The 24,678-nt window shown below is 69.0% G+C and carries 26 protein-coding genes and 1 pseudogene; 18 read left to right on the forward strand and 9 right to left on the reverse strand.

What is annotated here, in order from left to right; all coding sequences use genetic code 11:
* Positions 1-58: 58 nt before the first annotated feature.
* A complete protein-coding gene (locus ACLJRL_RS02415) occupies positions 59-490 on the reverse strand; it encodes an RpiB/LacA/LacB family sugar-phosphate isomerase (protein WP_410654312.1) in 432 nt (143 codons plus the stop codon).
* 68 nt (positions 491-558) lie between these two features.
* Between ACLJRL_RS02415 and ACLJRL_RS02420 the strand changes: the two genes are divergently transcribed.
* Complete coding sequence (locus tag ACLJRL_RS02420; RefSeq protein ID WP_410654313.1) at positions 559-1,209, forward strand: TetR/AcrR family transcriptional regulator; 651 nt, start codon at positions 559-561, stop codon at positions 1,207-1,209.
* Here ACLJRL_RS02420 and ACLJRL_RS02425 read toward each other — a convergent pair.
* Together ACLJRL_RS02425 and ACLJRL_RS02430 are read right to left on the reverse strand one after the other, a co-directional pair.
* A complete protein-coding gene (locus ACLJRL_RS02425) occupies positions 1,206-1,775 on the reverse strand; it encodes a DM13 domain-containing protein (RefSeq protein WP_410654314.1) in 570 nt (189 codons plus the stop codon). The two genes, ACLJRL_RS02420 and ACLJRL_RS02425, sit on opposite strands and share 4 nt — an antisense overlap.
* A gap of 59 nt (positions 1,776-1,834) precedes the next feature.
* Positions 1,835-2,860: a medium chain dehydrogenase/reductase family protein gene (locus ACLJRL_RS02430; protein WP_410654315.1), complete on the reverse strand. Its 1,026-nt coding sequence runs from the start codon at positions 2,858-2,860 to the stop codon at positions 1,835-1,837.
* A 115-nt stretch (positions 2,861-2,975) separates the two neighbouring features.
* On the opposite strand from ACLJRL_RS02430, the gene ACLJRL_RS02435 reads away from it, so the two are divergent.
* The 3 genes and pseudogenes from ACLJRL_RS02435 to ACLJRL_RS02445 all read left to right on the forward strand — a co-directional run.
* A complete protein-coding gene (locus ACLJRL_RS02435) occupies positions 2,976-3,902 on the forward strand; it encodes a bile acid:sodium symporter family protein (protein ID WP_410654316.1) in 927 nt (308 codons plus the stop codon).
* Positions 3,903-3,916: 14 nt separating this feature from the next.
* On the forward strand, positions 3,917-4,726 hold the full coding sequence (locus ACLJRL_RS02440) for an alpha/beta fold hydrolase (RefSeq protein ID WP_410654317.1): 810 nt from the start codon (positions 3,917-3,919) through the stop codon (positions 4,724-4,726).
* A gap of 23 nt (positions 4,727-4,749) precedes the next feature.
* A pseudogene (locus ACLJRL_RS02445) lies at positions 4,750-5,193 on the forward strand (HNH endonuclease signature motif containing protein); the annotation flags it as partial.
* A 263-nt stretch (positions 5,194-5,456) separates the two neighbouring features.
* On the opposite strand, the gene ACLJRL_RS02450 reads toward ACLJRL_RS02445, so the two are convergent.
* On the reverse strand, positions 5,457-6,797 hold the full coding sequence (locus tag ACLJRL_RS02450; protein WP_410654318.1) for an aspartate aminotransferase family protein: 1,341 nt from the start codon (positions 6,795-6,797) through the stop codon (positions 5,457-5,459).
* Positions 6,798-6,883: 86 nt separating this feature from the next.
* Here ACLJRL_RS02450 and ACLJRL_RS02455 point away from each other — a divergent pair, with 86 nt between their 5' ends.
* The gene (locus tag ACLJRL_RS02455) at positions 6,884-7,780 is read left to right on the forward strand and encodes a LysR substrate-binding domain-containing protein (RefSeq protein ID WP_410654319.1); all 897 of its coding nucleotides are present in this window, start codon (positions 6,884-6,886) and stop codon (positions 7,778-7,780) included.
* Here the strand turns inward: ACLJRL_RS02455 and ACLJRL_RS02460 are convergent.
* Positions 7,701-8,927, reverse strand: a complete 1,227-nt coding sequence (locus ACLJRL_RS02460; protein ID WP_410654320.1) for an MFS transporter — start codon at positions 8,925-8,927, stop codon at positions 7,701-7,703. The two genes, ACLJRL_RS02455 and ACLJRL_RS02460, sit on opposite strands and share 80 nt — an antisense overlap.
* 64 nt (positions 8,928-8,991) lie before the next feature.
* On the opposite strand from ACLJRL_RS02460, the gene ACLJRL_RS02465 reads away from it, so the two are divergent.
* The 9 genes from ACLJRL_RS02465 (at position 8,992) to ACLJRL_RS02505 (ending at position 18,820) form a co-directional block, all read left to right on the forward strand.
* Positions 8,992-9,366: a MerR family transcriptional regulator gene (locus tag ACLJRL_RS02465; protein WP_410654321.1), complete on the forward strand. Its 375-nt coding sequence runs from the start codon at positions 8,992-8,994 to the stop codon at positions 9,364-9,366.
* A gap of 87 nt (positions 9,367-9,453) precedes the next feature.
* The gene (locus ACLJRL_RS02470; RefSeq protein ID WP_410654322.1) at positions 9,454-10,542 is read left to right on the forward strand and encodes a substrate-binding domain-containing protein; all 1,089 of its coding nucleotides are present in this window, start codon (positions 9,454-9,456) and stop codon (positions 10,540-10,542) included.
* A gap of 83 nt (positions 10,543-10,625) precedes the next feature.
* Positions 10,626-11,957 carry an ABC transporter substrate-binding protein gene (locus ACLJRL_RS02475; protein ID WP_410654323.1) on the forward strand — a complete coding sequence of 444 codons (1,332 nt, stop codon included), beginning with the start codon at positions 10,626-10,628 and terminating at the stop codon, positions 11,955-11,957.
* Positions 11,958-11,988: 31 nt separating this feature from the next.
* A complete protein-coding gene (locus ACLJRL_RS02480; protein ID WP_410654324.1) occupies positions 11,989-12,942 on the forward strand; it encodes a carbohydrate ABC transporter permease in 954 nt (317 codons plus the stop codon).
* Positions 12,942-13,796, forward strand: a complete 855-nt coding sequence (locus ACLJRL_RS02485; RefSeq protein ID WP_410654325.1) for a carbohydrate ABC transporter permease — start codon at positions 12,942-12,944, stop codon at positions 13,794-13,796. The genes ACLJRL_RS02480 and ACLJRL_RS02485 overlap by 1 nt, the downstream gene beginning before the upstream one ends.
* The gene (locus ACLJRL_RS02490; RefSeq protein WP_410654326.1) at positions 13,793-14,803 is read left to right on the forward strand and encodes a hydroxyacid dehydrogenase; all 1,011 of its coding nucleotides are present in this window, start codon (positions 13,793-13,795) and stop codon (positions 14,801-14,803) included. Before ACLJRL_RS02485 ends, ACLJRL_RS02490 begins: the two co-directional genes overlap by 4 nt.
* Positions 14,800-16,635: a DUF2264 domain-containing protein gene (locus tag ACLJRL_RS02495; RefSeq protein WP_410654327.1), complete on the forward strand. Its 1,836-nt coding sequence runs from the start codon at positions 14,800-14,802 to the stop codon at positions 16,633-16,635. Before ACLJRL_RS02490 ends, ACLJRL_RS02495 begins: the two co-directional genes overlap by 4 nt.
* 254 nt (positions 16,636-16,889) lie before the next feature.
* Positions 16,890-17,684, forward strand: a complete 795-nt coding sequence (locus tag ACLJRL_RS02500; protein WP_410654328.1) for a sugar phosphate isomerase/epimerase family protein — start codon at positions 16,890-16,892, stop codon at positions 17,682-17,684.
* On the forward strand, positions 17,681-18,820 hold the full coding sequence (locus ACLJRL_RS02505; protein WP_410654329.1) for a Gfo/Idh/MocA family protein: 1,140 nt from the start codon (positions 17,681-17,683) through the stop codon (positions 18,818-18,820). The genes ACLJRL_RS02500 and ACLJRL_RS02505 overlap by 4 nt, the downstream gene beginning before the upstream one ends.
* Here ACLJRL_RS02505 and ACLJRL_RS02510 read toward each other — a convergent pair.
* The gene (locus ACLJRL_RS02510) at positions 18,817-19,563 is read right to left on the reverse strand and encodes a GAF and ANTAR domain-containing protein (protein WP_410654330.1); all 747 of its coding nucleotides are present in this window, start codon (positions 19,561-19,563) and stop codon (positions 18,817-18,819) included. The two genes, ACLJRL_RS02505 and ACLJRL_RS02510, sit on opposite strands and share 4 nt — an antisense overlap.
* A gap of 194 nt (positions 19,564-19,757) precedes the next feature.
* Between ACLJRL_RS02510 and ACLJRL_RS02515 the strand changes: the two genes are divergently transcribed.
* Genes ACLJRL_RS02515 through ACLJRL_RS02525 form a run of 3 tightly spaced genes read left to right on the forward strand, consistent with a single transcriptional unit; the run spans position 19,758 to position 21,555 of the window.
* Positions 19,758-20,387, forward strand: a complete 630-nt coding sequence (locus tag ACLJRL_RS02515; protein WP_410654331.1) for a TetR/AcrR family transcriptional regulator — start codon at positions 19,758-19,760, stop codon at positions 20,385-20,387.
* Positions 20,384-21,274, forward strand: coding sequence for an AurF N-oxygenase family protein (locus ACLJRL_RS02520; RefSeq protein ID WP_410654332.1), 891 nt, complete (start codon positions 20,384-20,386; stop codon positions 21,272-21,274). The genes ACLJRL_RS02515 and ACLJRL_RS02520 overlap by 4 nt, the downstream gene beginning before the upstream one ends.
* 23 nt (positions 21,275-21,297) lie before the next feature.
* The gene (locus tag ACLJRL_RS02525) at positions 21,298-21,555 is read left to right on the forward strand and encodes a hypothetical protein (protein ID WP_410654333.1); all 258 of its coding nucleotides are present in this window, start codon (positions 21,298-21,300) and stop codon (positions 21,553-21,555) included.
* Positions 21,556-21,559: 4 nt separating this feature from the next.
* Here ACLJRL_RS02525 and ACLJRL_RS02530 read toward each other — a convergent pair whose 3' ends face one another.
* From ACLJRL_RS02530 to ACLJRL_RS02540, 3 genes are all read right to left on the reverse strand, one after another.
* Positions 21,560-22,600, reverse strand: coding sequence for a hypothetical protein (locus ACLJRL_RS02530; protein WP_410654334.1), 1,041 nt, complete (start codon positions 22,598-22,600; stop codon positions 21,560-21,562).
* Positions 22,597-22,731 (reverse strand): ATP-binding cassette domain-containing protein, encoded by a 135-nt coding sequence (locus ACLJRL_RS02535; protein WP_410655136.1) that lies wholly within the window; start codon positions 22,729-22,731, stop codon positions 22,597-22,599. The genes ACLJRL_RS02530 and ACLJRL_RS02535 overlap by 4 nt, the downstream gene beginning before the upstream one ends.
* Positions 22,732-22,813: 82 nt before the next feature.
* Complete coding sequence (locus ACLJRL_RS02540) at positions 22,814-23,674, reverse strand: helix-turn-helix domain-containing protein (protein ID WP_410654335.1); 861 nt, start codon at positions 23,672-23,674, stop codon at positions 22,814-22,816.
* Positions 23,675-23,758: 84 nt separating this feature from the next.
* Between ACLJRL_RS02540 and ACLJRL_RS02545 the strand changes: the two genes are divergently transcribed.
* Complete coding sequence (locus ACLJRL_RS02545) at positions 23,759-24,670, forward strand: phytanoyl-CoA dioxygenase family protein (RefSeq protein ID WP_410654336.1); 912 nt, start codon at positions 23,759-23,761, stop codon at positions 24,668-24,670.
* Positions 24,671-24,678 lie beyond the last annotated feature (8 nt).

Raw genomic sequence — 24,678 nt, forward strand, 5'->3', positions numbered from 1 at the left:
TTTCCCGCAAATGGCCTAATACGTTCGACAGCGTTAAATGTTCACTGGTTCGGTGCACTCAACGGCGAGGTTCGTCCAATTCCCCGAGCCGGGCGATATTCACCGATTCCTCGGGGTCCGGAGCGATACCGGAAAGAAACGTCGCGGTGATTTCGACGGCGACGTCGGGGGAGAGCCGTTTGAGGCTGAGTGCCAGCACATTGGCGTCGTTCCACTTGCGCGCGCCTTCGGCGATCCACGCGTCCCAGGCCAGTGCCGCGCGCACGCCGGGGACCTTGTTCGCCGCGATGGCCGTGCCGGTCCCGGTCCAGCACATCACGACGCCGAAGTCGGCCTCGCCGTCGGCGACCGCCTTGCCCACCGCCGCGCCGATCTCCGGCCAGGCGTCCGACGTCGCCGGGGAGAGCGCGTCGTGACCCGCCTCGGCGAGGAAAGCCCGGACAGCGTCCGTGGTGGCGTTCCGGTCGTCGCTCGCGAAGGCGATCTTCATGGCCCGGATCGTACGCCGGGCGGCGTCATAACAGGTGTCGGAGCGCGACTCGTGGGAGGATCACCGACGTGGACTCGTCTGCGGAGGCGCACCAGTACGAGCGCGAGCAGATCCAGCGTGACCAGGAGATCGCCAGGACGCGGATCTTCGACACGGCTGCGCGCCTCATCGGCGAGGCCGGATTCGCCCGGCTCAAGATCGGCATGATCTGCGCCAGGACCGGCTATCCGAGCGGCGTCGTCTACCAGCTGTTCGGCTCCAAGGAAACGCTGGTGCAGCGGCTGGTCGAGTTCGCGGCGGAGAAGTTCGCCGACGTCTTCAGCGCCGCCGTCGCCGCCAGGACCGGCGGCCTGACGGCGAGCCCGATGGACATGCTGCGCGCGCTGCTGGACATCTTCTTCGAGCTGCTGACCGACATGCCGCCGCTGAACCGGGCGTTCGTCGTGCTGTGGACCGACGCGACCGTGGGCGATCCGGCGGTGCGGTCCGCGATGACCGAGGCCGACCGCCGGTACCGGTTCGCCATCGCGCAGACCGTCGCCGCGGGGATCGCGGACGGCTCCATCTCCGGTGTCCGCGACCCCGACGCGTATGCGGCGGCGCTGGTCGGGCAGCTGCGCGGGGTCGCCGTGCAGACGATCATCGACCCCGGCGGCATCGATCTGCGTGCCGTCCGCGCGGAGATGGAATACGCCGTCGACCGGCTCGCGATGCGCTAAGCGCTCTTGGTGAGCGCCGCCGCGCCGAAGGAGACGTTGAACCGGTCGCACCAGATGGTCACGCTCGAATACCGCGCCGGATCGACGCCGGCGGGCAGGGTGTAGTTCTGGCTTCCCTTGTTGCCCTTGAGTTTCCCGGCGCTCACGTGCTCGCCGTCATCGAACACGAACCAGCCGTCCTTGCCCGGCAGGACCGGCGCGTCGGTGAGCCAGACCCGCAGATCCGGGCCATTGCTCGTGTCGAGGTTTTCCAGGCGCAGCACCAGGGATCCGTCGGCCGCGCGCAGGATCCGGACGCTGCCGCTGGTCGCGTGCTCGTGGCTGATCAGTTCGCCGGTCGCCACCACCACCGGCTCTTTCGGCGCGGGGGAGGCATTCTTGGGGACACCAGTGGAGACTTCAGTGGAGGGTTCCGTGGTGGACTCCGCCGAGGTCTGGGCGACAGGCGAGGCTTCCTGCACGGTTTCGTTCACCCAGAGCTTCCAGGGCTGGAACCAGTACAGGCTCGCCGCCACTACCACCACCAGCCCGGCCGCCAGAACGGTGAGCACCCGCTTGCGTTTCATGGCCGTCATTCAACCGTGCGATCCGTCCGGAATGCCCGATCGGCACGGTTACCGAACTCTTACGGCGTGAGCACGACCTTGCCGGCGACCGTCCCGGATTCGGCCAGCCGCACGGCTTCCGCGACCCGGCTCAGCGGCAGCCGCGCCGCGACCTGCGCGGTGATCTTCCCGTCCCGCAACGCCGCGAACACCTGGGTGAGGTCGTCGCGCAGGTGGGCTCGGAACCTGTTCTTGGCGAAGGACCGGCCGGCCCAGACGTTGAAGAAGTACGCGCTCCGGCCGTTGGGCAGGCTGTTCCACAGCAGCACGCGGCCGAGGATCTTGAGCACGGGCAACTGCTTGGAGCCCTCGTCGTCGCGGGTGGCGGCGCTGCCGTAGGAGACGAGCGTGCCGCCGCGGGCCAGCAGCCGCCACGACGCGGGCACGCTGGCGCCGCCGACGTGGTCGAAGACGGCGTCCACACCCTCGGGCGCGAGTTCGCGGACCCGGGCGGAGACGTCCTCGTTGCGGTAGTCGATCGGCATGACTCCGAGGCGCCGCAACGCTTTGTGGTGCCGCTCGGAGGCCGTGCCGATCACCTGCACCCCCGCCTGGACGGCGAGCTGGACCAGCAGCGAGCCGACCCCGCCGTTCGCGCCGTGGACCAGGATCGTCTGCCCGGCGCGCACCTGTGCCTTGCGGTGCAGCATCTGCCAGGCCGTGATGCCGTTGACCACCGCGGTTTCCGCCTCCGCGGCGCCGAGGCCGTCCGGGACGGGCACGACGTCGGCGGCGTCGAGGACCACGTGGCTGGCCCAGCTCCCGACCTTCGTCAGCGCGGCGACGCGGCGTCCGATGAGCGAGCGGCCGACGCCGTCGCCGGTGGTGAGCACCGTGCCGACCAGGTCGTAGCCGGGGACGAAGGGGAAGGGCGGCTGGTCGTAGTACTTGCCGCGGCGCATCTGCTGTTCGGCGAACGAGACGCCGGTCGCCTCCATCGCGATCACGACCTGGCCGGCGCCGGGGGCGGGAAGCGGGCGCTCCCGCAGCTCCAGGCCCTCCGGCTCGACCTTGCCCGGCAGTACGACCTCGGTCAGCGTGGTCATCTGGTCCTCCAGAGTGTCAGGTTTGTTAGAAGCTATAACCATAGTGAGCAGTGCTCTCGCAAAAGTCAAGAGGGGTCACGCCTGGGTTTCGGTGCCTTGACGGTGCTGCCCGCGCTTGACACGATTTGCCGATCTGAAAACGGCATATCGGACGGAGGGCCCGGCGATGGGTTCGGCGATGTTTTCGGTTCTCCTGCCAATCGCGCTGGCGCTGGTCATGTTCGGGCTGGGGCTGACCCTGACCGTCGCCGACTTCACCCGGGTGCTGAAATACCCGAAGGCGGCCGTGATCGCGCTGATCTGCCAGATGATCGTGCTGCCTGCCATCTGCCTCGGCCTGGTGCTGTTGTTCGGGCTCGAGGGCGTGCTCGCGGTCGGGATGATGCTGCTCGTCGCGTCGCCCGGCGGCACGTCGGCGAACCTGTTCAGTCACCTCGCCGGCGGTGACGTCGCCCTCAACGTCACGCTGACCGCGATCAACTCCGTGCTGGCGGTGTTCACGCTGCCGCTGGTGGTCGGCCTGTCGATGGCGAACTTCCTCGACGACGGCGCCTCGGTGGGGCTTCAGCCGGTGAAGTTCATCCAGGTGTTCGCGATCGTGCTGATCCCGGTCGTGATCGGGATGGCCGTGCGGCACCGGTTCACCGGCTGGGCCGAGCGCATGCGCAAACCGGTCAAGATCGCCTCGGCCGTGGTGCTCGTGCTGGTGATCATCGCCGCGACCGCCCAGGAATTCCAGACCCTGGTGGACAACATCGGGACGCTGGGCCCGGTGGCGCTGTCGTTGTCCGTGCTCAGCCTCGCGATCGGGTACTACGTGCCCCGCCTGTTCCGGGTGGATCGCGGGCAGTCGATCGCGTCGGCCATGGAGATCGGCATCCACAACGCCACCCTCGCCATCGCCGTGGCGATTTCCGTGCTCGGCAGCGAAGTGATGGCCGTACCCGCCGGGATCTACGGCGTCTTGATGTTCTTCCCCGCGGGGATCGCGGCCTATCTGCTCTCCCGCACCAAGGAGAGCACGGCGCCGGTGCAGGTCTGAGCTAGTTTGGGAGCGTGAAGCGGGCTCCCATCGGCGACATCATCGACGTCGATGATGTCGCCGTGCATGTCCGGCAGGACGGTGCCGGGAAGCCTTTGGTGCTGCTGCACGGGTATTGCGGTTCGGTGCACTGGTTCGACGGGCTCACCCGGCGGCTGGCGGAGGACCACCACGTGATCCGCGTGGATCTCCTCGGCCACGGTTGCACCGGTGGTTCCCTTGGTCTCGACGCGGTTTCTCAAGCGCGAATGGTCGCCGCCGTTCTTTCCTCGCTGGGTTTGACCGAGGTCGCGGTCGCCGGTCATTCCTTCGGTGCGGACGTCGCACTCGCGCTGGCCGGAATTTCGCCGCTGATCGGCGAAATCATCGTGATCGGGCAGGCTCCGGATTACAGTTACGCGACCTTTCCGCCGGGCAGTTCGGTGTTACTGCCGATGGCCGGTGCGGTCCTGCGGAGGATCGCTTACTGGCGTTGGGTCCACTTTGCTCTGCGATTCCGTCGTGGTGCTTTCGACGATCCCGTGCGGGATTTGATCGATCACGCGGCTACTTCGCCCGCCATGGCGCGGGTTGTTCTCGCCGATCGGGCACTGCTGCTGGCTGCGCGGCCGTTGGATGCGCAGATGGCCGCGCTGGGGCTGTCTTGTCTGGTGATCCTCGGCCGTCGGGACCGGTTCTATGACTGTGACAAGACTTCCGCGCGGTATTCGGCTGTGGGGGCGCGGGTGGAGGTCGTAGAGGGTGCGGGGCACTCTCCGTTCCTGGATCAGCCGGACGAGGTGGCTCGGTTGTTTCGGGAGTTTTTGGCTTCCTGTAAGGGATAGCGCGGTTGGAGGCCGTGCGGTACCCCGTGATGATGGCCGGACACGGCTATCTTCCCGCCGAGCTCGGCCGTCACATCGCTGCTGGGCCCGATACCGTGCTGCGGCGGATCATCGCCGACCCGTTGAGCGGACAGGTGCAGGATTTGGGCCGCACTCGGTACCGCCCTGATGCGGCGACGGCGGAATTCGTGCGGGTGCGGGATCGTGAGTGTCGAAGACCGGGATGCTCCCGAGCCGCGCAGGCCTGCGAGCTGGACCATTCGATCCCCTGGCAGCACCAGGGTGAGACCACTGTGGACGATCTGGTCACCTACTGCAAACGGGACCATCGGTTGAAGGATGAGCCTGGCTGGATCTATCGGCTGGATCCCGATGGAACGTTGACCATCACCACGCCGACTGGGCAGACCTACCGCAGTGCGCCGCCACCGTTGCACGATCCGCGGCCGGAACCGCCGCCGTTCTGAGCCGTTGCCGGATTTCGGCAATGCTGTGGTCGGAACCGCCGCTGTTGTCGCTGCCGTACCTGTTGGTTGATGCTTTCGTCGATTTCCGGCAACGGTGGACACGGCTGGTCGTTGCCAAGAACCGGCAACGCACCCATCGGCCGATCCGACCCGACCGTGGCCAGGCCGTCGCCGAAATCCGGCAACGGCCCAGCACCCAGCCGAACTACCTCAGTCCAGCCCGTCGCCGATTTCCGGCAACACCGGCAAACCGGCAACAACCCTCAAAGCCCAAAACGAGCGCAAGCATCCCCGATGGCCTCGTCCAGCACCGCGAGCCCTTCCGAAAGCTCCTCCTCGGTAGCCGTGAGCGGAGGTGCGATCCGGAAGACCCCGCCCATCCCGGGCAACTGCACGATGTTCATGTGCAGTCCCAGTTCGAGACAACGCCGGGTCACCATCGCGCCCAGCTCGTCGGAGCTTTGTTTCGTCGAGCGGTCCACGACGAGTTCCAGCCCGGCCAGGAGACCTCGGCCCCGGATGTCCCCGACGACGGTGTGCCGCTCGGCGATGGAGTCGAGGCCTCGGCGGAGGAAGGCGCCCAGTTCGGTCGCGCGTTCGTCGAGGCGGTCGCGGGTGAGGACGTCGAGCACGGTGTTCCCGACCGCGGCCACCAGCGGGTCCGCCACGTGTGTGGTGAAGAACAGGTAGCCGCGTTCGTGTGCTTCCTCTTCGATCTCCGCGCTCGTGATCACGGCTGCGAGCGGGAGTCCGGCGCCGAGCGTCTTCGAGAGCGTGAGGATGTCGGGGACGACGCCGTCGCGTTCGAAGGCGTACCAGTTTCCCGTGCGGCACAAGCCGGTCTGGGCCTCGTCGAGGATCAGCAGCATCCCGCGCTCGCGGCACTTTTCCCGCAGGGCGGCGAAATACCCGGGCGGAGGTTCGATGACGCCGCCCGAGCTGAGGATCGGCTCGACGAGGCACGCGGCGAGACTGCCGACCGACTGGGCGTCGATCATTTCGAAGCTGAAGTCCAGTTGCCGCCGCCAGTCCAGTTCACCGTCGGACCCTGCGAAATCCGGTCGGTAGGCGTTCGGCGCGGGGATGGCGAAGTTGCCCGGTGCCGCGGGGCCGTAGCCCTTGCGGCCGGCGCTGTAGGTGGCGCTCGCCGCCGCTTGGGTCATGCCGTGCCACGAGCGGGCGAACGACACGATCTCATGCTTCCCGGTGACGAGTTTCGCCATCCGGATCGCGGCCTCGTTCGATTCGGCGCCGGTGGTCAGCAGGAGCGCCTTTTCCAGCGGTGCGGGCAAAGTCTCGGCGAGCCGCCGGGCGAGGTCGACGACGGGACGGCTCAGCATCCCGCTGAACAGGTGGTCGAGTGAGCCCACCTGCCGTCGCACGGTTTCCACGATCTCGGGATGCGAATGCCCGAGGATCGCGCTCATCTGCCCCGACGTGAAGTCGAGGATCCGCCTTCCGGATTCGGTGTACAGATAGCTTCCGGCGGCGTGGTCGATGATCTCGCGGGTGAAGTCCCCGGCCCCGGCATAGCGCACGAGGTGTCGGTCGGCGTCGGCCCAGAAACGGGCGGTGGTCGAAGCTTCAGTGGTCGGAGCAGCCATGTCTCGACGGTAAGGCCACTCCGAGCAACACGTCCAGCTCACAATTCCAGCTTTGCTGTTCGCCTGATCCGTACAATAATGGCCGCATGCTCAATCCCTGGAGGCTCAGCCTGCTGAGCCGGCTGGACACGCTCGGCACCGTCCGAGCGGTCGCGAAGGCGGCCAATCTGAGCGCGTCGAGCGTGTCCCAGCAGCTCGCGGTCCTCGAAGCCGAGACACGGACGCAACTGCTCGAACGCACCGGACGCCGGGTCCGGCTGACCCCGGCCGGGCTGATGCTCGCCCGCCGCGCGAGAGCGATCCTCGACCACATGGACACCGTCGAGTCCGAGCTGCGCAGCCTCGGCGAAGAACCGACGGGGCTGGTGCGGCTTGGCGCCTTCCAGAGCGCGATCCACACCATCGCCGTCCCCGCCGTGACCCGGCTGGCGCGGGCGCATCCGCAGCTGGACGTCGAGCTGATCGAACTCGAGCCGCACGAGAGCATGCCCGCACTGCGGGTGGGGGACGCCGACGTCATCATCACGACCACGGATTTCGTCGAGCAGCCGCTGGGTCCCGACGTCGACCTCGTACCGCTCGCGACCGACCCGATCGTGCTCGTCGTCCCGCAGGGCCATCCGGCGGCGGGTCGCGGCCCGGCCGATCTGGCCGCCTACGCGAGCGAGCCTTGGGCGTTCGACATGCCCCAGTCGTATATGGCGAACCTCGCCACCCGGCTTTGCCGCGAGTCCGGATTCGAGCCCCGCGTGGTGTGCCGGTTCAGCAACTACATGATGACCTTGCAGCACATCGAGGCCGGGCTTTCCATCGCCTTGCTGCCCGGCCTCGCCGTGGACAAGCGCTACCGCGTCGCCACCCGCGAACTCTCGGTACCGGTCACCCGCTCCATCACCGCGGCCATCAGGCGCGGGTCTCCGCCTCGCGCCGCTGTCGACCTGGTTCTCGAGGCGATCCGGAGTCATCCGGAGCTGCCACTGTGAACCCGTGCCGGCGCGCCACCAGCACCACGGCCAGCGTCGGCACCAGCAGCACCAGGACACTCCACGGGAACGACGCGGCGCCGAGGCCGTCGAGCAGCACCCCGCCGGCGACCCCGCCGGCCGCCATCGCGGCGTTCCACAACGTCACGAGCATGGCCTGCGCGATGTCCGCCGCGCCGCCCTTGTCGCCCGCCTGGGCCGCGGCGGTCTGCAGCAGCGTCGGGATACCGCCCCAGCCGAGCCCCCACAGCGTCACCGCGACATAGACGAGCGCCGGGCTTTCGCTCAGCAGAGCCAACATCGTCGCGCCGAGGGCGACGAGAAGAGTTCCCGCGACGGTCAGTGCCCGCAGCCGCCGGTCGATCCGCGCGCCGACGATGCCGATGCTGACCATCGAAGCCAGCCCGAACACCAGCAGGATCAGGTCGACGGCGCCGCCCATCGACACGTGGTCGAGGAAGGTGGCGATATAGGTGTAGAGGATGTTGTGCGCCAGCACGAAGGTCAGCGTGACGAACAGGACCGCGCCCACCCCCGGCACGGCGAGGGTCCTGCGCACCGGGAGCCTGCCGCCCTTGTCCTGTCCCGGGAAATCGGGGACGGCCAGTGCGATCCAGCCGAGCAGGCCTAGCGCGACCACCGACATGATCGAGAACGTGACCTGCCAGCCGAAGACGCCGCCCAGGAACGTCCCGGCGGGGATGCCGAGCGAAAGCGCGAGCGGGATGCCGGTCATCACGATGGCGATCGCCTTGCCCTGCACCGGTTCCGGAGCGAGGCGGCGGGCATAACCGGCCAGCAGCGCCCAGACCACGCCCGCCGCGATGCCGGCGACGAACCGCGCGCCGAGCGTCAGCGGATAGTTCGTCGACAACGCCGTGACCGTGTTGGCGACGGCGAAACCGGCCACACCGGTCAGGAACAGGCGTTTGCGCCGCCAGCCCGCGGTCGCGGCTGACAGGGGGATCGCGGTGAGCGCGGTGCCGATCGCGTAGACCGTCACGAGCTGCCCGGTGGCCGCTTCGCCGACGCCGAGACCGGCGCTCATCGCGGGCAGCACCCCCGCTGGGAGTGCTTCGGTGAGGACGGTGATGAACGCCGCCGTGGTCAGCGCGAGCAGCGCGCCGAGGGGGAGTTTCGGACTCATGCTCCGTATGCTCGAACCATCACACAGGTGTGAAGGTCAAGCCGGACGGGGTGAGGTGGCGCACATGCGGATCGGAGAGCTGGCGGAGCGAACGGGGACGTCGCGCCGATTGCTGCGGTACTACGAAGAACAGAGTCTCATCGTGTCCGAGCGGAGGGCCAACGGCTACCGCGACTACGACCAGTCGTCGGTCGACAGGGTCATCCAGGTCCGGGGCCTGCTCGACGCCGGGCTGCCCACGCGGATCATCAAGCAGATCCTCCCGTGCCTGGACAAACCCCGGCAGATCTACTTCCCGGACGCGACCCCGGAAATGCTCGAGACGCTGGAATCCGAACGCGACCGGATGACCCGGCGCGCCGAATGCCTGCTCCGCAACCGGGACGCCATCACCGAATACCTCGCCGCCGTCCGGGCCTACGACCCGGCCCTTCCTTGACGGGCCCCTTCCTTGACTGACGACGGTTGATCGTTATCCTCTGCTCAAACGGTCAAACGAACAGGCCGGGAATGAACAGGCAGGGGTATGCGAGAGCTGGGTGGCGACCGACGCCGGAGGATTCTGGCGGCCGTCGAGGCGCGTGGGGAGGCACGGGTCACCGACCTCGCCGCCGAACTCGAGGTCTCCGTGGTCACGGTGCGCCGTGACGTCGAGGATCTCGCCCGCGAGGGCAGGCTTCGGCGCGGGCACGGGGTGGCGAAGTCGCTGGTGCCACGTGCCACGACCCAGCCGGCGGTGGAGGCCGGCGGCGGCGCGGTCGCGCTGGTGGTCCCGGAACGGCACGCCTACCTGAACGAAGCCGTGCACGGTGCGAGGTCCGCGCTCGAAGAGGCCGGGATGCGGGTGATCCTGCACATCGCGCCCAGGGCCGAAGGCGGCGCCGAGCACTCGATCGTCGAGCGTGCACTGGCGGACGACGTCCGCGGCCTGCTGATCGCGCCGCGCTGGCGCACCGTCGAGTCGGAAGAGGCGGACTACCGCTGGATCGCCGGCGTGCGGGTGCCCACCGTGGTGATGGAGCGGCGGCCGCGTCCCGGCAGTGTCCTGCACGCGACGGACTCGGTCTGCACCGATCACTGGTACGGCGTCCATCTCGCGGTCGATCACCTCATCTCGCTGGGGCACAAGCGGATCGTGCTCGCCGCGAGGGACGACAGCCCCACGGCGCGGGCGTTGCGGGCCGCCTTCGCGGAGATCGTCGCGAGCCGGCCGGAGATCGAGGAGCACGCCGTGCTCCTCAGCGCCCCGGACGCCGGGCCCGACCAAGATGTTCCGGCGGAAGAGCAGCCCGAACTCGCCGAGCTTGTCCGCGAGCGCGGCTTCACCGGCGCCGTCCTGCACGGCGACGTCGACGCGCTGATGCTGGTCGAACGGCTCGCCGAGGCCGGGCTTCAGGTGCCGCGGGACTGTTCGGTGGTGGCGTACGACGACGTCGTCGCGGCGCTCGGCAGCACTCCGCTCACCGCGATCGCACCGCCGAAAGCCGAGGTCGGGCGGGTGGCGGCCGAGCTGCTGATCCGCAGGCTGACCGGCGGTGCGCAGGCGAGCAGGCGTCCGCAGCGCATTCAGCTGATGCCGGAATTGAAGGTCCGGGGCTCGACGAAGTTGATCTGATCGATTGACCGTGTTAAGCGAAACTATTGACCGTAAAACGCTCAGGTGATCAGAATGCGATATCCGAATCGCAGGAGGCATCGATGCCTGGTCGACCGAGCCGCCGGTCCGTGCTCGCCGCGAGCCTGGCGCTCCCACTGGGAGCGGCACTCGCCGGGTGCACCGCCTCGACACCGCAGGCGGCACAGAGCACCGGCAGGGCGGCCAGGATCGTCTTCTGGTCCGCGCTGCGCGGCAGCCAGCAGGTCGTCGACGCGTTCAACAAGTCGCAGAACAAGATCCAGGTCGTCTTCCAGCAGATCCCGTCCGGTGACTTCGGCGGCTACGCGAAACTGAGCAACGCGGCCCGCGCCGGCAACTCGCCCGACGTCGCGACGATCGAGTATCCGCAGGTGCCCGGCTACGCGATCGACGGCGTGGCAAGCGATATCACCGATCTCGTCAGTGACTCCCTCCGCGCGAAACTCCTGCCGCAGGCCCTGGGGCTGACCACGTTCGCGGGCCGGGTGTTCACCGTTCCGCTCGACGTCGAGCCGATGGTCCTGCACTACCGCAAGGACGTGTTCGACGAGTTCGGTTTCCAGGTCCCGCGGACCTGGGACGAGTACGCCGCACTCGCCCGTGCCGTCCGGGAAAGGCTGCCCGCCGCGCGGCTGGGTGTGTTCGCCACCGACGGCGCGCCGCAGTTCGCCGCGTTCGCCTGGCAGGCGGGCGCCCAATGGTTCGGCACGCGGGGCGGCGCGTGGAACGTCTCCCTCGCCGACGCCCCGACCCGCAAGGTCGCGGACTACTGGCAGCGCCTGAACGACGACGGCGACCTGTTCGTCAACGCCGCCACCGGCAGGCAGTACGACGCCCAGCTCAGCCAGAACCTGGTGCTCACCAAGCTCAGCGGCGCCTGGGACGCGGGCGCGCAGATGAAGTCGCGGCCAGGCCAGAAAGGACGCTGGGCGATCGCGCCGATGCCCCAGTGGGATCCGGCGAAACCGGTGGTCGGCACGCACGGCGGATCGACCTTCGCCGTCTCCAAAGACAGCCAGAACCCCGAAGCCGCCATGGAATTCATCGAATGGCAGGTCTCGCATCCCGACGCCTTGCGAGCCCGGCTCTCCAGCGGGGCCAGCAGCCAGTACCCGGTCGCATCCGCGCTCGTCGACGTCGGCAGGCAGGCCTTCGACCGGGCCTACTACGGCGGCCAGGACATCTACACGCTTTTCGCCGCGGAGGCGGAAAAGATCCGTGACGGCTGGACCTGGGGGCCGCGGATGACCGCGACCAACCGGGTCATGCAGGACGGTTTCGCGAAGGCGAGCGGTGGCGACGGGACGATCCTCGACGCCGTCCGTGACGCGCACAACGGCACCATGCCGGATCTCGCGGCGCTGGGCCTGGCCACCACCGAACACAGTTCCTGAACCGCCGGAAGAGAAAGGTGGTGACCCCTCGATGACCGCGACCCTGTCCCCGCCGGAAACACGACGGCCCGCGCAGGCCGGGCCACGCGTGAAAGCACGGCGCCGTGAGCATTTCGCCGCCGGTGTGCTGATGACACCGTTCTTCGTGCTGCTCATAACGGTCTTCCTGATCCCCGTCGGCACCGCCGTCTGGCTGAGCTTCTTCAGCGACGACCAGCCGGGCCTCGGCTTCGGCCCGGAAGCCACGGTGTTCGCCGGATTCCGCAGCTACGCCGCCGTTCTGTCCGATCCCACCTTCCTCAGTGGACTCGGCGTCGTCGTCCTGTACTGCCTGATCTACATTCCGCTGCTGGTCGTCGGCTCGCTCGTGCTGGCGCTGCTGCTGGACTCCGGCGCGGCGCGGCTGCGCGCGTCGGCGCAACTGGCGCTGTTCATGCCGCACGCGATCCCCGGCATCATCGCCGCGCTGATCTGGATCTACCTCTACACGCCGGGGCTCAGCCCGGTGGTGGACCTGCTGGGCAAGGCCGACATCGAGGTGAACTTCCTCGGTGTGCACGGTGTCGTGCCGTCGATCGTGAACATCGCGCTGTGGAGCAATCTCGGCTACAACATGGTGGTCTTCTATGCGGCGCTGCAAGCGATCCCGCGTGAGGTGATCGAGGCCGCGGTGGTCGACGGCGCCGGACCGGTCCGGACGGCGATGCGCATCAAGGCGCCGCTGATCCGCTCGTCCGTGGTCATGGTGGTGCTGTTCTCCCTGATCTGGGCGCTGCAGTTGTTCACCGAGCCGATGCTGCTCAGCCAGTCCACGCCGATGGTCGGCGCCCGGTTCTCACCGAGCATGTACATCTACGACGCCGCCTTCAACCGCAACAACTACGGCCTGGCCGCGGCGGCGTCGGTGATCCTCCTGGCCTGCACGATCGCGCTGTCCTACGGCGTGACGCGCTGGTCCAACCGAGACCGGGAAGAGGCCGTCTGATGAGCGCTCCCGCACTGCGGCCCCGGTTGCTGGGCCGCTCGGCCGTCAACGTCGTCGTCGGCATTTCCGTGCTGTACACCGTTCTGCCCATGCTGTGGCTGGTGCTCGCCGCGTCGAAGGACCGGGATTCGCTCTTCGGCAGCGATCTCTTCTCCGCCAAGGGGTTCGCGTTCTTCCAGAACGTGGGCGACCTGTTCTCCATGGACAACGGGATCTACGGCCGCTGGTATGCCAACAGCCTGCTCTACGCCGTCATCGGTGCCGCGATCAGCTCGCTGGTGAGTGTCGCCTGCGGGTACGCCTTCGACAAGTATCAGTTCCGCCACAAGGAAAAGCTGTTCGGCCTGGTGCTGGCCGCGGTGATGGTGCCGCAGACGGTCCTCGCGCTGCCGCTGTACCTGATGGCGTCCGAAGCCGGGCTGGTCAACACGTTCTGGTCGGTGTTCATCCCGGTGCTGTTCAACCCGTTCGGGGTGTACCTCGGCCGGATTTTCAGCCAGGGCTACGTTCCCGGCGAGGTCTTGGAGGCCGCGAGGATCGACGGCGCCGGTGAACTGACCATGTACCGGAAGGTCGTCCTGCGCATGCTGGCGCCGGGCGTGGTCACGGTGTTCCTCTTCCAGCTCACCGCGATCTGGAACAACTTCTTCCTGCCGATGGTCATGTTGTCGGACCAGAAGCTCTACCCGGTCAGTCTCGGGCTCTACTCCTGGAACAGTTCGGCCTCGGTCTCGCCGGAGTACTATCCGGTGGTGATCATGGGTTCGCTGCTCGCCGTCGTCCCGCTGGTACTCGCTTTCGCTCTGCTGCAACGCTTCTGGCGTTCGGGGCTGACGGCGGGGGCGGTCAAGTGACCGTGCTTCCCCGTGCCGCGCTGGCGATGAGCAAGGAGGCCGCCGCGGCCGTGCTCACCCCGGAACCGCTGGCAGAGCTGAGCCAGGTCTGTGTACTCATCGCGGATCCGGTGCTCGACGACTTCACCACTCCCGAGGCGCTCGACGTGCTCAGGGACGTGGAGGTTCTGGTCACCGGCTGGGGATGCCCGCCGCTCGACGCCGCCGCGCTGGCCGCGGCGCCGCGGTTGCGCGCCGTCGTCCACACCGCCGGTTCCGTGCACGGGCACGTCACCGAGGAATGCTGGGACCGGGGGATCGAGGTCGCGTCCGCCGCCTCGGCGAACGCGTTGCCGGTCGCCGAATACACGATGTCGATGATCCTCCTGACCGGGAAGCGCGTGCTCGAAAACGCGCGCGAATACCGCGCGGCCCGCGACCGGAAGGACTGGCTCTCGACTCCGCCGGACGTCGGCAACTTCGGCCGTACGGTGGGGATCCTGTCGGCGTCGCTGATCGGGCGGCGGGTGATCGAACTGCTGCGGCCGTTCGATTTCCGTGTCCTGCTGCACGATCCCTACGTGACCGGCGCGGAGGCCGCCGCGTGGGGAGTCGAAGCGGTCGGGCTCGGCGACCTGTTCGAGCGCAGCGACGTCGTCAGCGTGCACACCCCGCTCCTGCCGGCCACGCGTGGCCTGGTCAGCCGGGAACTGCTCACTTCGATGCGCCCGGACGCCGTCCTGATCAACACCGCACGCGGGGCCGTCGTCGATCAGGACGCGCTCGCCGACGTCACCGGCGCCGGGCGGATCAGAGCGGTCCTCGACGTCACCGATCCCGAGGTGCTGCCCTCGGATCATCCTTTGTGGACCAGCGACAACGTCTTGATCACCCCGCATCTGGCCGGTTCGCAGGGCAACGAGTGGCGGCGGCTCGCCGATCTCGCCGTCGCCGAGGTCGCCCGCTGGGCTTCGGGCGAGAGTTTCGCCCATCCGGTCCGACGGGACAGCCTGGGAAGGATCGCATGAACGTCCCCGACGACGACAGGAAGCTGAGCCCGCGCACCGGATACACGCGGCAGCATTGGGAGGCGGCCGCAGACGGTCTGCTCGACGCGGCGTGGCGCTGGGCGAGCCCGCGCGGCGCGTTCCTCGATCTGCCGGGCAGGCCGTCCGCCAGCGGCGTTCGCTCGGATGGGCTGGAGGGATACGCGCGCACCTTTCTCGCCGCCGCGTTCCGGGTGGCCGGCGGCAAGGGCGAAGACCCGAACGGCTGGCTCGACCGGTACGCCGGGGGGATCGCCGCCGGGACGAGGAATCCCGGCCGTGAGGACGCCGAATCGTGGCCGCTCATCCTGGATCACGACGTCCAGGGGCAGCCGATGGTCGAATCCGCCTCCGTGGCGCTGAGCCTGCGCCTGACCCGGGAATGGCTGTGGGACCGGCTCGATCCGTCCACTCAGGACCGTGTGGAGCACTGGCTGCGCGGTGCACTGCGGCATGTGCCCGCACCGAACAACTGGTATCTCTTCCCTTATACCGTGGCGGGCTTCCTGGAGTCGGCAGGCCGTGGCGACGCGGAAACCGCTCGCGCTCGGGAGCGGGCTCTGGAACTGCTGGAGACCTGGTATCGCGGCCAGGGCTGGTACGCGGACGGCGACGGCCGCGCGTTCGACCAGTACAACGGCTGGGCCCTGCATCTGTATCCGGTGCTGGACGGCCATCTGGCGGGGGAGACCTCGCGGTATGGGCAGAGGCTGCGTGAGCACCTGGAGAGCTTCGGCCTCCTCTTCGGCGGCGACGGCGCCCCTGTCTACTTCGGACGGTCACTCACGTACCGGTTCGCCGCGGCGTCGGCGATCGGTCTCGGGGCGGTCACCGGGCACACGCCGCTGGCGCCCGGTGCCTCCCGGCGACTGATGAGCGGCACGTTGCGGTACTTTCTCGACCGGGGATCGGCGGGTGAAGACGGCCTGCTGAACCTTGGCTGGCACGGCCCACACGACGCCTCGTTGCAGCACTACTCGGGGCCGGGTTCGCCGTATTGGGCATCGAAGGCGTTCGTCTGCCTGCTGGCCCCGCCCGAAGATCCTTTGTGGACCGACGTCGAAGAGCCCGCGCCGAGCGAGGGCCCGGACACGGTGCTGGCCGTACCGTCCGCCGGTCTGCTGGTGCAGACGACGCGGGCCGACGGGGTCGTCCGGCTGCACAACCACGGCAGCGATCACGTCCGCCCGCACGAGGCGGACGCGGCCGAGGGTGAGGACCCGCTGTACGCCAGGCACGCCTATTCGACCCGGACCGGGCCGACGGCGGCGGGCAACGTGCGGGACAACCACTTCGCCGTCGTGGTCGGCGGCGTCCGGAGTGCCCGGCGTCGTATCCATCCGCTCGGCGCCGGGAACGGGGACGGCTGGGGCTGGGCGGCGTCGGAACACCGGCCGGTGTTCGGTTCCGGCCCGCCGATGGTTCCCGGGCTGAAGGTCGAGAGCGTGACGGTCGCGCGGGGCCGGTACGAACTGCGGGTCCATCGCGTCTTCGGTGTACCGCGCGGGGCGCACGTCGAACTGACCGGCTGGGCCACCGCGCCGGGAGAGTCCTTCCTGCGGCCGCTCCACGGCTGGACCGCGCAGGACGAACTCCGCGCACCCCAGGGCACGGCGTTCACCCGGTGGGCGGTGGTCCCGCGGCTCACCGCCGGTGCCGAGGGCACCGGGATCTACGCCGCCCTCGCGACGCTCTCCCCCGAACCGCCGGAGGACGTCGAGGTCACGGCCGGCCCGACCACCCTCCGAATCCAGTGGGCCGACGGCTCGGTCACCCAAGTCGCCTTCGACCCGATGACCGTCACCCACTCATGACGTCACCCTCATGACCGCCGCGTTTCGTCCTCTAGTCGCGGTAGATGCACGCGCAAGTACCGCAACTAGAGGACGAGAGTTCCAGTAGAAGGCGCCCGACACCTATGCCTATCTCGATGGCGGCAACGCGGGCTGGGTCGCGCTGGCAACCTGCCGCGGAGGTCTCGTGTGGGGAAAGTCCCCTTCGGTTCCGCTCACTTGACACAGTGAGAAAGCGCTTTCAGGATGGGAGGCGATCGGCCGGAGGAGGCTATGTGGAACGACGGTTCGCCGTGAGCACGCTGGGTATGCCCGGTGTTCCCGTGGCCGTGGCGGCCGAGGTGGCCGCGGCCCACGGTTGTCACGGGCTGGAGATCCGGGCCCACGCCGACGAGGTAGTCCACTTAGGACTTACCGAGCGGAAGTCGGCGCAGGTAAAGGCGTTGATCGCCGACGCCGGACTGGAAGTGGCCTGTATCGCCGGCTACGCGAAGGTGTGCGCGCCCGGCCCGGACGAGCCGGTGGTCGCCGAACTGCGGGCGCTGATCGACCTCGCCCACCGGCTCGGCGCTCCCTCGATCCGGGTCTTCCCGGGTGGCGACGGCCGGGCACACGACCGCATCGCGGCCGTGCTCGACGACCTCGATGCCGCCGGGATCCGCCTGCTCGTCGAGACCCATGACTCCCATCCGACCGGCAAGGCGGCGGTGAGTCTCGTCGAACCGTTCGGTGACCCCGCCCGCGTCGCGGTGCTATGGGACGCGCTGCATCCGTGGCGCTCCGGCGAAACACCTGCCGAAACCCGGGCCGTGCTCGGCGAGTACCTCGGCTATTTCCAGGTCAAGGACGCCGTTTCGGCCGTCGACACCACGCCCGTCTCGCCGGGGGAGGGCGCGGTTCCGCTCGGCGAATGCGCCGCCTTGCTGCGGGATTGGCCGGGCTGGATCTCCCTGGAGTGGGAGAAGGCCTGGTATCCGGATATCGCCCCGGTCGCCGCGCCGCTGCGCGCGGCCGCCGCCTGGTTCAGAGACCTCGATACAGAGAAAGCGCTTTCAAAGGAGAACGGATGACCACGCGGACACTCGGCGTCGTGATGAACGGCGTCACCGGGCGGATGGGCTACCGGCAGCACCTGGTGCGTTCGGTCCTGGCGATCAGGGAGGCGGGCGGCGTCGAGCTTTCCGACGGCACGCGGGTCCAGCTCGAGCCGCTGCTGGTCGGGCGCAACGCGGACAAGCTCGCCGAGATCGCCGGCCGGCACGGGCTGACCCGCTGGACCACCGACCTCGACGCCGCGCTCGGTGACGACGACTGCCCCCTCTACTTCGACGCGCAGCTGACCGCGGTGCGGGAGAAGTCGATCGTCCGCGCCATCGACGCGGGCAAGCACATCTACACCGAGAAGCCGGTGGCCGAGTCGGTCGAAGGCGCGCTCGCCCTGGCCCGCCACGCGAACGAGGCCGGCGTCAAGAACGGCGTCGTCCACGACAAGCTGTACCTCCCCGGCCTGCTCAAGCTGAAGCGCCTGATGGACAGCGGCTTCTTCGGCCAGGTGCTTTCCGTGCGGGGCGAGTTCGGGTACTGGGTCTTCGAGGGCGACTGGCAGAGCGCGCAGCGGCCGAGCTGGAACTATCGCGTCGAAGACGGCGGCGGCATCGTCGTCGACATGTTCTGCCACTGGAACTACGTGCTGGAGAACCTCTTCGGCGCCGTGAAAGCGGTGACCGCGAAGGCCGTCACCCACATTCCGGAGCGCGTCGACGAGAAGGGGCAGCGCTACACCGCCACGGCCGACGACGCCGCGTACGCGATCTTCGAGCTCGAAGGCGACGTCATCGCCCAGCTCAACTCCTCCTGGGCCGTGCGGGTGCACCGCGACGAACTGGTGGAGTTCCAGGTCGACGGCACCCGCGGCAGCGCGGTCGCGGGCCTGCACAAATGCGTGATCCAGCCGCGCGAGGCCACGCCGAAGCCGGTGTGGAACCCGGACCTGGCCGAGACCCGGTCGTACCGCGCGCAGTGGCAGGAAGTGCCGGACAACGAGGACTTCGGCAACGGCTTCCGGGCGCAGTGGGAGCAGTTCGTCCGGCACCTCGAAGAGGACGCGCCGCACCCGTACGACTTCATGGCGGGCGTCCGCGGCATCCGGCTCGCGGAGGCCGGGCTCGAATCGTCGAGGGAGAACCGCCGGATCTCCCTCGCCTAGCGGCCGAAGATCGCCGCGGGGTCTTCGACGATCAGTACGGAGATCTCGCGGATCTTCCGGTTCGTGCGCTGCGACGCCTCGGTGAGCCAGCGGAACGCGTCCTCGGCGTTCACTTCCAGGCGTGCCATCACGATGCCCTTCGCGGTGGCGATGACGTCCCTGGTCTCCAGCGCGACGACCAGGGTCTCCGCCTGTTTCTCGGCGGCCGACCAGCGGGACGCGGTCAAGATGATCGCCGAGATCGCCGAGGTGAGCATCGCGATCAGCGTGGACTCGACCGGGTCGAAGGCGTTCTCGGTGAAACTCCAGACGTTGAGCGAGCCCGACAGAGGCTCGGTCGCACGCCGCCGGTAGCCGTGCCCGTCGTCAGGGAGGAACAGCGGGCAGGCCAGCCCGGTCTTGACGCCGAGCTGCTCGGCGGTGGCCGCGAAATCCGGCCAGCGCTCGGCCGCGGTCTCCAGCCGCGTCCGGACGATCGTCCCGCTGTTCGCCGCGGTCAGGCTCGGCCCCTCGTCCGCGCTGTACTGCGCCTTGTCCAGGGGAAGCACGGTGTCGTCGGTGGTGGCGACGGTGCTCGGCTCGTTGTCGAGGTACAACGTGACGGTGGCCGCGTCCGCCCCGGGGAGCAGGCCGACCACCTTCTTCGCCACCCGCGCCAGCAGCTCGTCGCGGGACTCGTCGAGCCGCATCGACTCGGTGAGCTCCCGCAACGCCGAGGCGGTGTCGCGAAACTGATCCATCATGTCCCTTTCCCGCGGCCGGCCTGGGTGCGCCGACCACCAGAACGTACTCGTTCCGGCTGCCCGGACCTTGGCCGATTCGGCCTAACCCTCGGCCGGTAGCCGCCGAGCTCGGCGCGGTCGCCGCGCAGGACGGAGCCGGTGCTGACGTACCCGGTTCATTGCTGAAGTGCGGAATCCGTGCTTCACTCCTTGACGTGCCGTACCGACGTACCCCGAAGACGCAGGCCAGGCTGGACTCCCAGCGTGGGGAGATCCTGGCCGCCGCCATCGCGTTGCTGGCCGAGGCCGGTTACGCGGGCTGCTCCATGGCCGCGGTCGCGGCGAAGGCGGGCGTAGGCACCGGCAGCGTCTACCGGCAGTTCCCGTCGAAGGCCGATCTGGTCGTGGAGGTCTTCCGCGAGGTGGTCTCCCGGGAGATCGCCGCCGTTGAGGCCGCCGCGGCGCAGGGCGACGTCCGGGAGCGGGTGGTCGCGGTGATCGAGACGTTCGCCGGCCGGGCTCTGAAGGCGCCGCGGCTGGCCTATGCGCTGCTGGCCGAATCGGTCGACGCCGAGGTGGAGGCCGAGCGGATGGTGTTCCGCCGCGCGTTCCGCGACGTCTTCGCCAAAGCCATCGCCGACGGTGTGGCCAGAGGCCTGTTGCCTCCGCAGGACCCGCAGGCGACCGCCGCGGCACTGGTGGGAGCGGGCGCGGAAATGCTGGTCGGGCCCCTGGCCGGAGACGGCGGCCCGGACACGATCCCCACGCTGGCCACCTTCACCCTTCGCGCGCTGGGCGGCTTTGACGGCCCGAGCGTGCTTCCCGATTCGAGGAGGTCGTCATGACCGCGAACGCCGAACGCGAACGTGTCGCCGAACGCCTGCAGCGCTCGTCCGTCAGGCATTCCTACGACCCGGACGTCGACGTCGACTGGCTCGCACCGCTGGTCGAGGGTGCTTATGGCAAGGCGCCGGAACGGTGTTCCCTGTACGGGACCGAGTTGTGGGACCGGCTCGACGAGGAGCAGCGTGGCGAGCTGAGCCGCCAGGAGGCCGCGGCCGCCGCGGCGTCGGGGATCTGGTTCGAGCTGATCCTGATGCAGGGCCTGGTGCGTCACGTGTACAACAGCGACCCGACGACGCACAACGCCCAGTACGCGCTCACCGAGATCGCCGACGAATGCCGCCACAGCACCATGTTCGCCCGCTCGATCGCGAAGACGGGCGGCGTCGTCCGGCGCCCCAGCCGCTCGGCGCACCGGGCGGGCAAGGTGTTCGGCGCCCTCTGCGGCCCGGCGCTGCTGTTCGCCGGGGCCATCTACGTCGAAGAACTCGCTGACGGGATGCAACGCGAGATGATGCGCGACCCCAGCCTGGAGCCGATGATCCGGATGATCTCCCGTATCCACGTGCTGGAAGAGGCGCGCCACATCAGCTTCGCCAAGAACGAACTGGAGCGGGCCTGGGCCCGTCACGGGCGCGTCGGGCGCGAGCTGATCCGCTGGGCGATCGCCGGGATGGCGTTCGTGGCGACGTCGGAGTTGTTGCACCCCAAGACCTACACCTCAGTCGGGCTCGATCCCCGCGAGGCCCGCCAGGTCGCGGAGACGAACCCCCACTGGCGCCGGACCAAGGCGTCGTGGGCGGCCAAGGCCATCGAGCACTTCACCGAGATCGGGCTCATCCGCGGCCCGAGCCGGAGGCTGTGGCGCCGCGCCGGCGTCCTCGGCTGAACACGAACTCCGAAAGGAACACCATGTCCTCACGCACCGGCCAGGTCCTCGGCCTCGGCATCGCCGCGACCGGTCTCGCCCACTTCGCCGCCCCCGCGGCCTTCGAACCCGTGACGAAGATGGCCTTCGCCGCCGACGTCCGCAAGTGGACCTACCGCAACGGCGCCACCGAACTCGCCATCGGGCTGGCGATCGCGGCCACCCCCACCCGCAAGGCGGGGGTGGCCGGGCTGGCCGTCTACGCCGGGTGGCTGGCCAGGAAGGTCCTTGCCCGGCGCTGAGGGATCACCGCAGCCGGTCCTGATTGGCCTCGGCTTCGGCACGGACGGCGGCTTCGAATTCGACGTCGAGTCGTTCGGCGAGTTCTTCCGGGTCGTCGTCGTACTCGGAGTACTCGTGGAAGAGGAGGCGGCAGCCGTGTATGCCGTCGAGGAGGTCTTCGAGCAGGTCGTGGGCAGGCCGCAACGGGTCCAAGAGGCTGATGCGCGCCTGGTCGGGGAGGGACGTCGTGTCGGCGATCCGGCCTTCGGCGGCGGTCATCGCGGTTCGGATCAGGTCAAGGACGACGTCGCGGGGCGTCTCGCCTGAACCAAGCCGCTCCAGGACCCGCGTCGGCGTTTCGACAGCGAGCGCTTCAAGCTCGTCCGCCGCGACCACGACCTCGGACGGATCGCACTCCATGAGGCCGGCGCTGATGGTGGCGGCGGCCTGAAGCCAGTGCGCTGCCGCTACCGCAGCGGCTGTCGGGTCGACTTCGTGGAGAAGCTTTTCCGAGCCGATCGGCTGCTCGCGAAACAGGTCATGGGCGGCGTTCACCTGAAGTGGGGAGGCGTCGGCACGCGTGAGCATCACAGCTTGTTTCGCCCGTTCGGACAGGTCGCCGCGTTCGGCGTGTTCGACGGCGCCGAGCTCGGCTTCGACGTCTGCGATCACCTGCTCGGCCAGGGCCGCGTCGTCGAATTTGTGGAGCGCGCGGCCGACACGGTGTGCCGCTTCCTCGACGCGGATGTAGGACTGGGTCAGGTAGCCGTCCTTCGGAAGGTTGGGTTCCTTCAGGGCCTGGATCACCGTTCCGAACGCGTCGTGCTCACCTTGCCGACGCCAGCCTTCGGTGTTCACCTCCAGGCTGTCCGTGGCGCCGGCCGGATGCGTGTACGTGCGCCACAGCTGGCGGGACAAACCGGTGAGAGTGTCGGCGAGACGCAGCGCGTCCTCCCGAGTCGCTGTCAGGGGAAGTTCGGCGACACCGGCCGCGACGCAGCCGAGACCCGTGTCCCAGGTGCAGATCAGAAGTCGTCGTGTCTCGTCGAACGCATAAACCGTCACGACGATGATCCTGCCGGTAAGGACTCCCGACCGGTCGTGTCGGGCTCGGTGAGCCCGGCGACGCAGCGCAGCAGCGTGGTCGTGTCGCAGCCGCTCGGGCCGAGGAGTGCGATCAGTTCGCCCGGTTCGATGTCAGGCTGACGTCGTCGAGGGCGGTGAGGCGCCCACCGCCTGTGTGCTCAACAATGCCCTGCTCACCAAGCATTTCCTGGGTCAGTCCCAACCGGGAACCTCGCCGTTGTGCCGGTAACTGCTCGGCGGCAGGCCGAACTCGCGGCGGAACGCGCGGCTGAAGTGGAACTGGTCGACGTAGCCGACGGCGCCGGCGACCGCGGCGACGGACATTCCCGTGCCGGTCAGCAGCCGAGCCGCGCGGTGCAGGCGGCGGGTGCGCACCTCCTGCATGGGGCTGTGGCCGGTGGCCCTCGCGTAGAGGTGACTGAAGCGCGACGGTGACAGCCCGGCGGCGGCGGCGAGCGAGTCCAGGGTGTGCGGGGCCTCCGGGGTCTCGGCAATGAGCTGCCGCACGCGGGCGATGCGCGGGTCAGGGCCCGGCGGTGCGGCGGGAGCACCGGCGAGGTCGGCCAGGCGCACGATCTCTTCGAGCGCGCACAGGGCGAGGGCCTGCTGCTCGGGGCGGGTGGCGAAGGCCGGGAGGTGGACCGGCGACGGCGGGATGTGATCACCGGTGAGCCGGGCGTAACGGCGGAGCCGGTCGAAGGCGGCGTCGATGGCCTCCGCGGCGCCACTCGCCGCCGGTGTCAGATGGCGACTCGTCCCGAGCCAGTTTCCTTGTGGTGCCCGGAAATGTGCCCACAACAGCGACCATTCACCGGCGTCGGGCGCGACTCCGTAGGTGTGCCGCACGCCGGGCTCGATCAGCACGAGCTGCCCCGCGCCGGTTGTCAGGGCCGTGTCCCCGTGGTGCACGACGCCGCGCCCCCGCGTTGTCCACATGAGCAGCCAGCTCGGCGAGCCGATCGGCCGGATCGCCTCGATGCGCTTGGTGAAGGTGCTCTCGCCGACGACGAGCAACCCGGCCGGAGGCGAGGGCGTCGCAGCAGGATCTGTCATCTCCCCGCCAGGTTCAGCCATGTCCGCGATGCCCCGCCCTTCGTACAGTCGAATCCGTCGAGACCCCTACGGCGGAGGCAGAACATGAAGCAGTTGATCGATTCCAGCGACATCGCCGACGACGTCGCGGCGCTACGGGAGCGCATGTCCGAGGACGGCTACCTCTACTTTCCCCGCCTGCTGCCCAGCGACTACGTCACCGGTGTTCGCGCCGACCTCGCGGCCGTGCTCCACGACAGCAGGTGGCTGGCCTCCGGCACCGAGCCGCACGAGCTGCGGGCGTCCGACCGGGCGGTCGAGGAGGGCAAGTCCACCTTCTTCGGCATGTACTCCGCCGTGCAGGCGACGCAGTCCTTCCACGAGCTCAGCGAACGGGAGGAGCTGCGCGGCCTGGCTCAGCGGCTGCTCGGCGAGGAGGTCTTCTGCCACCCGATGCACATCGCCCGCATCACGGCGCCGACGCCTCGGGCCACACCCACGCCCGCTCACCAGGACTACCGCCTCATCCAGGGCGCGGTCGACACCCTGACCATGTGGATCCCCCTCGCCGACTGCCCCTCCGACGCCGGCGGGCTCGAGGTCCTCGCCGGGTCGCACAAGCTCGGCGTGCTCGGTGTGTCCCGGGCGGAGGGCCCCGGCGGGGTCACCGCGCAGGTGGCGGGCAGCGGCGTGGACGACTGGCGCAGCACCCACTTCGGCCAGGGGGACGTGCTCATGTTCACCAGCCTCACCGTGCACGGGGCCCGCCCCAACCTCAGCGACCGGCTGCGGTTGTCGGCGGACATCCGGTGGCAGGCGAGGTCGGAACCGGCCGCCTTCATCGACGGCTACGAGCCGTTCCGGCCGCACTTCCACCCCGACGTGCCCGACTGGCCCACCCTGACCCGGGGCTGGACCTCGACGACCAGCGTCGAGATCCCGGAGGGGCTGACCTATGTCCGCAAGTTCGACTCGATGAGCGAACACGTGCCAACCCCTCCGTCCCGGTTCAGGTGAGCCGGCGC

Source organism: Amycolatopsis sp. lyj-112 (genome assembly GCF_046549055.1).
Taxonomy (GTDB): Bacteria; Actinomycetota; Actinomycetes; order Mycobacteriales; family Pseudonocardiaceae; genus Amycolatopsis.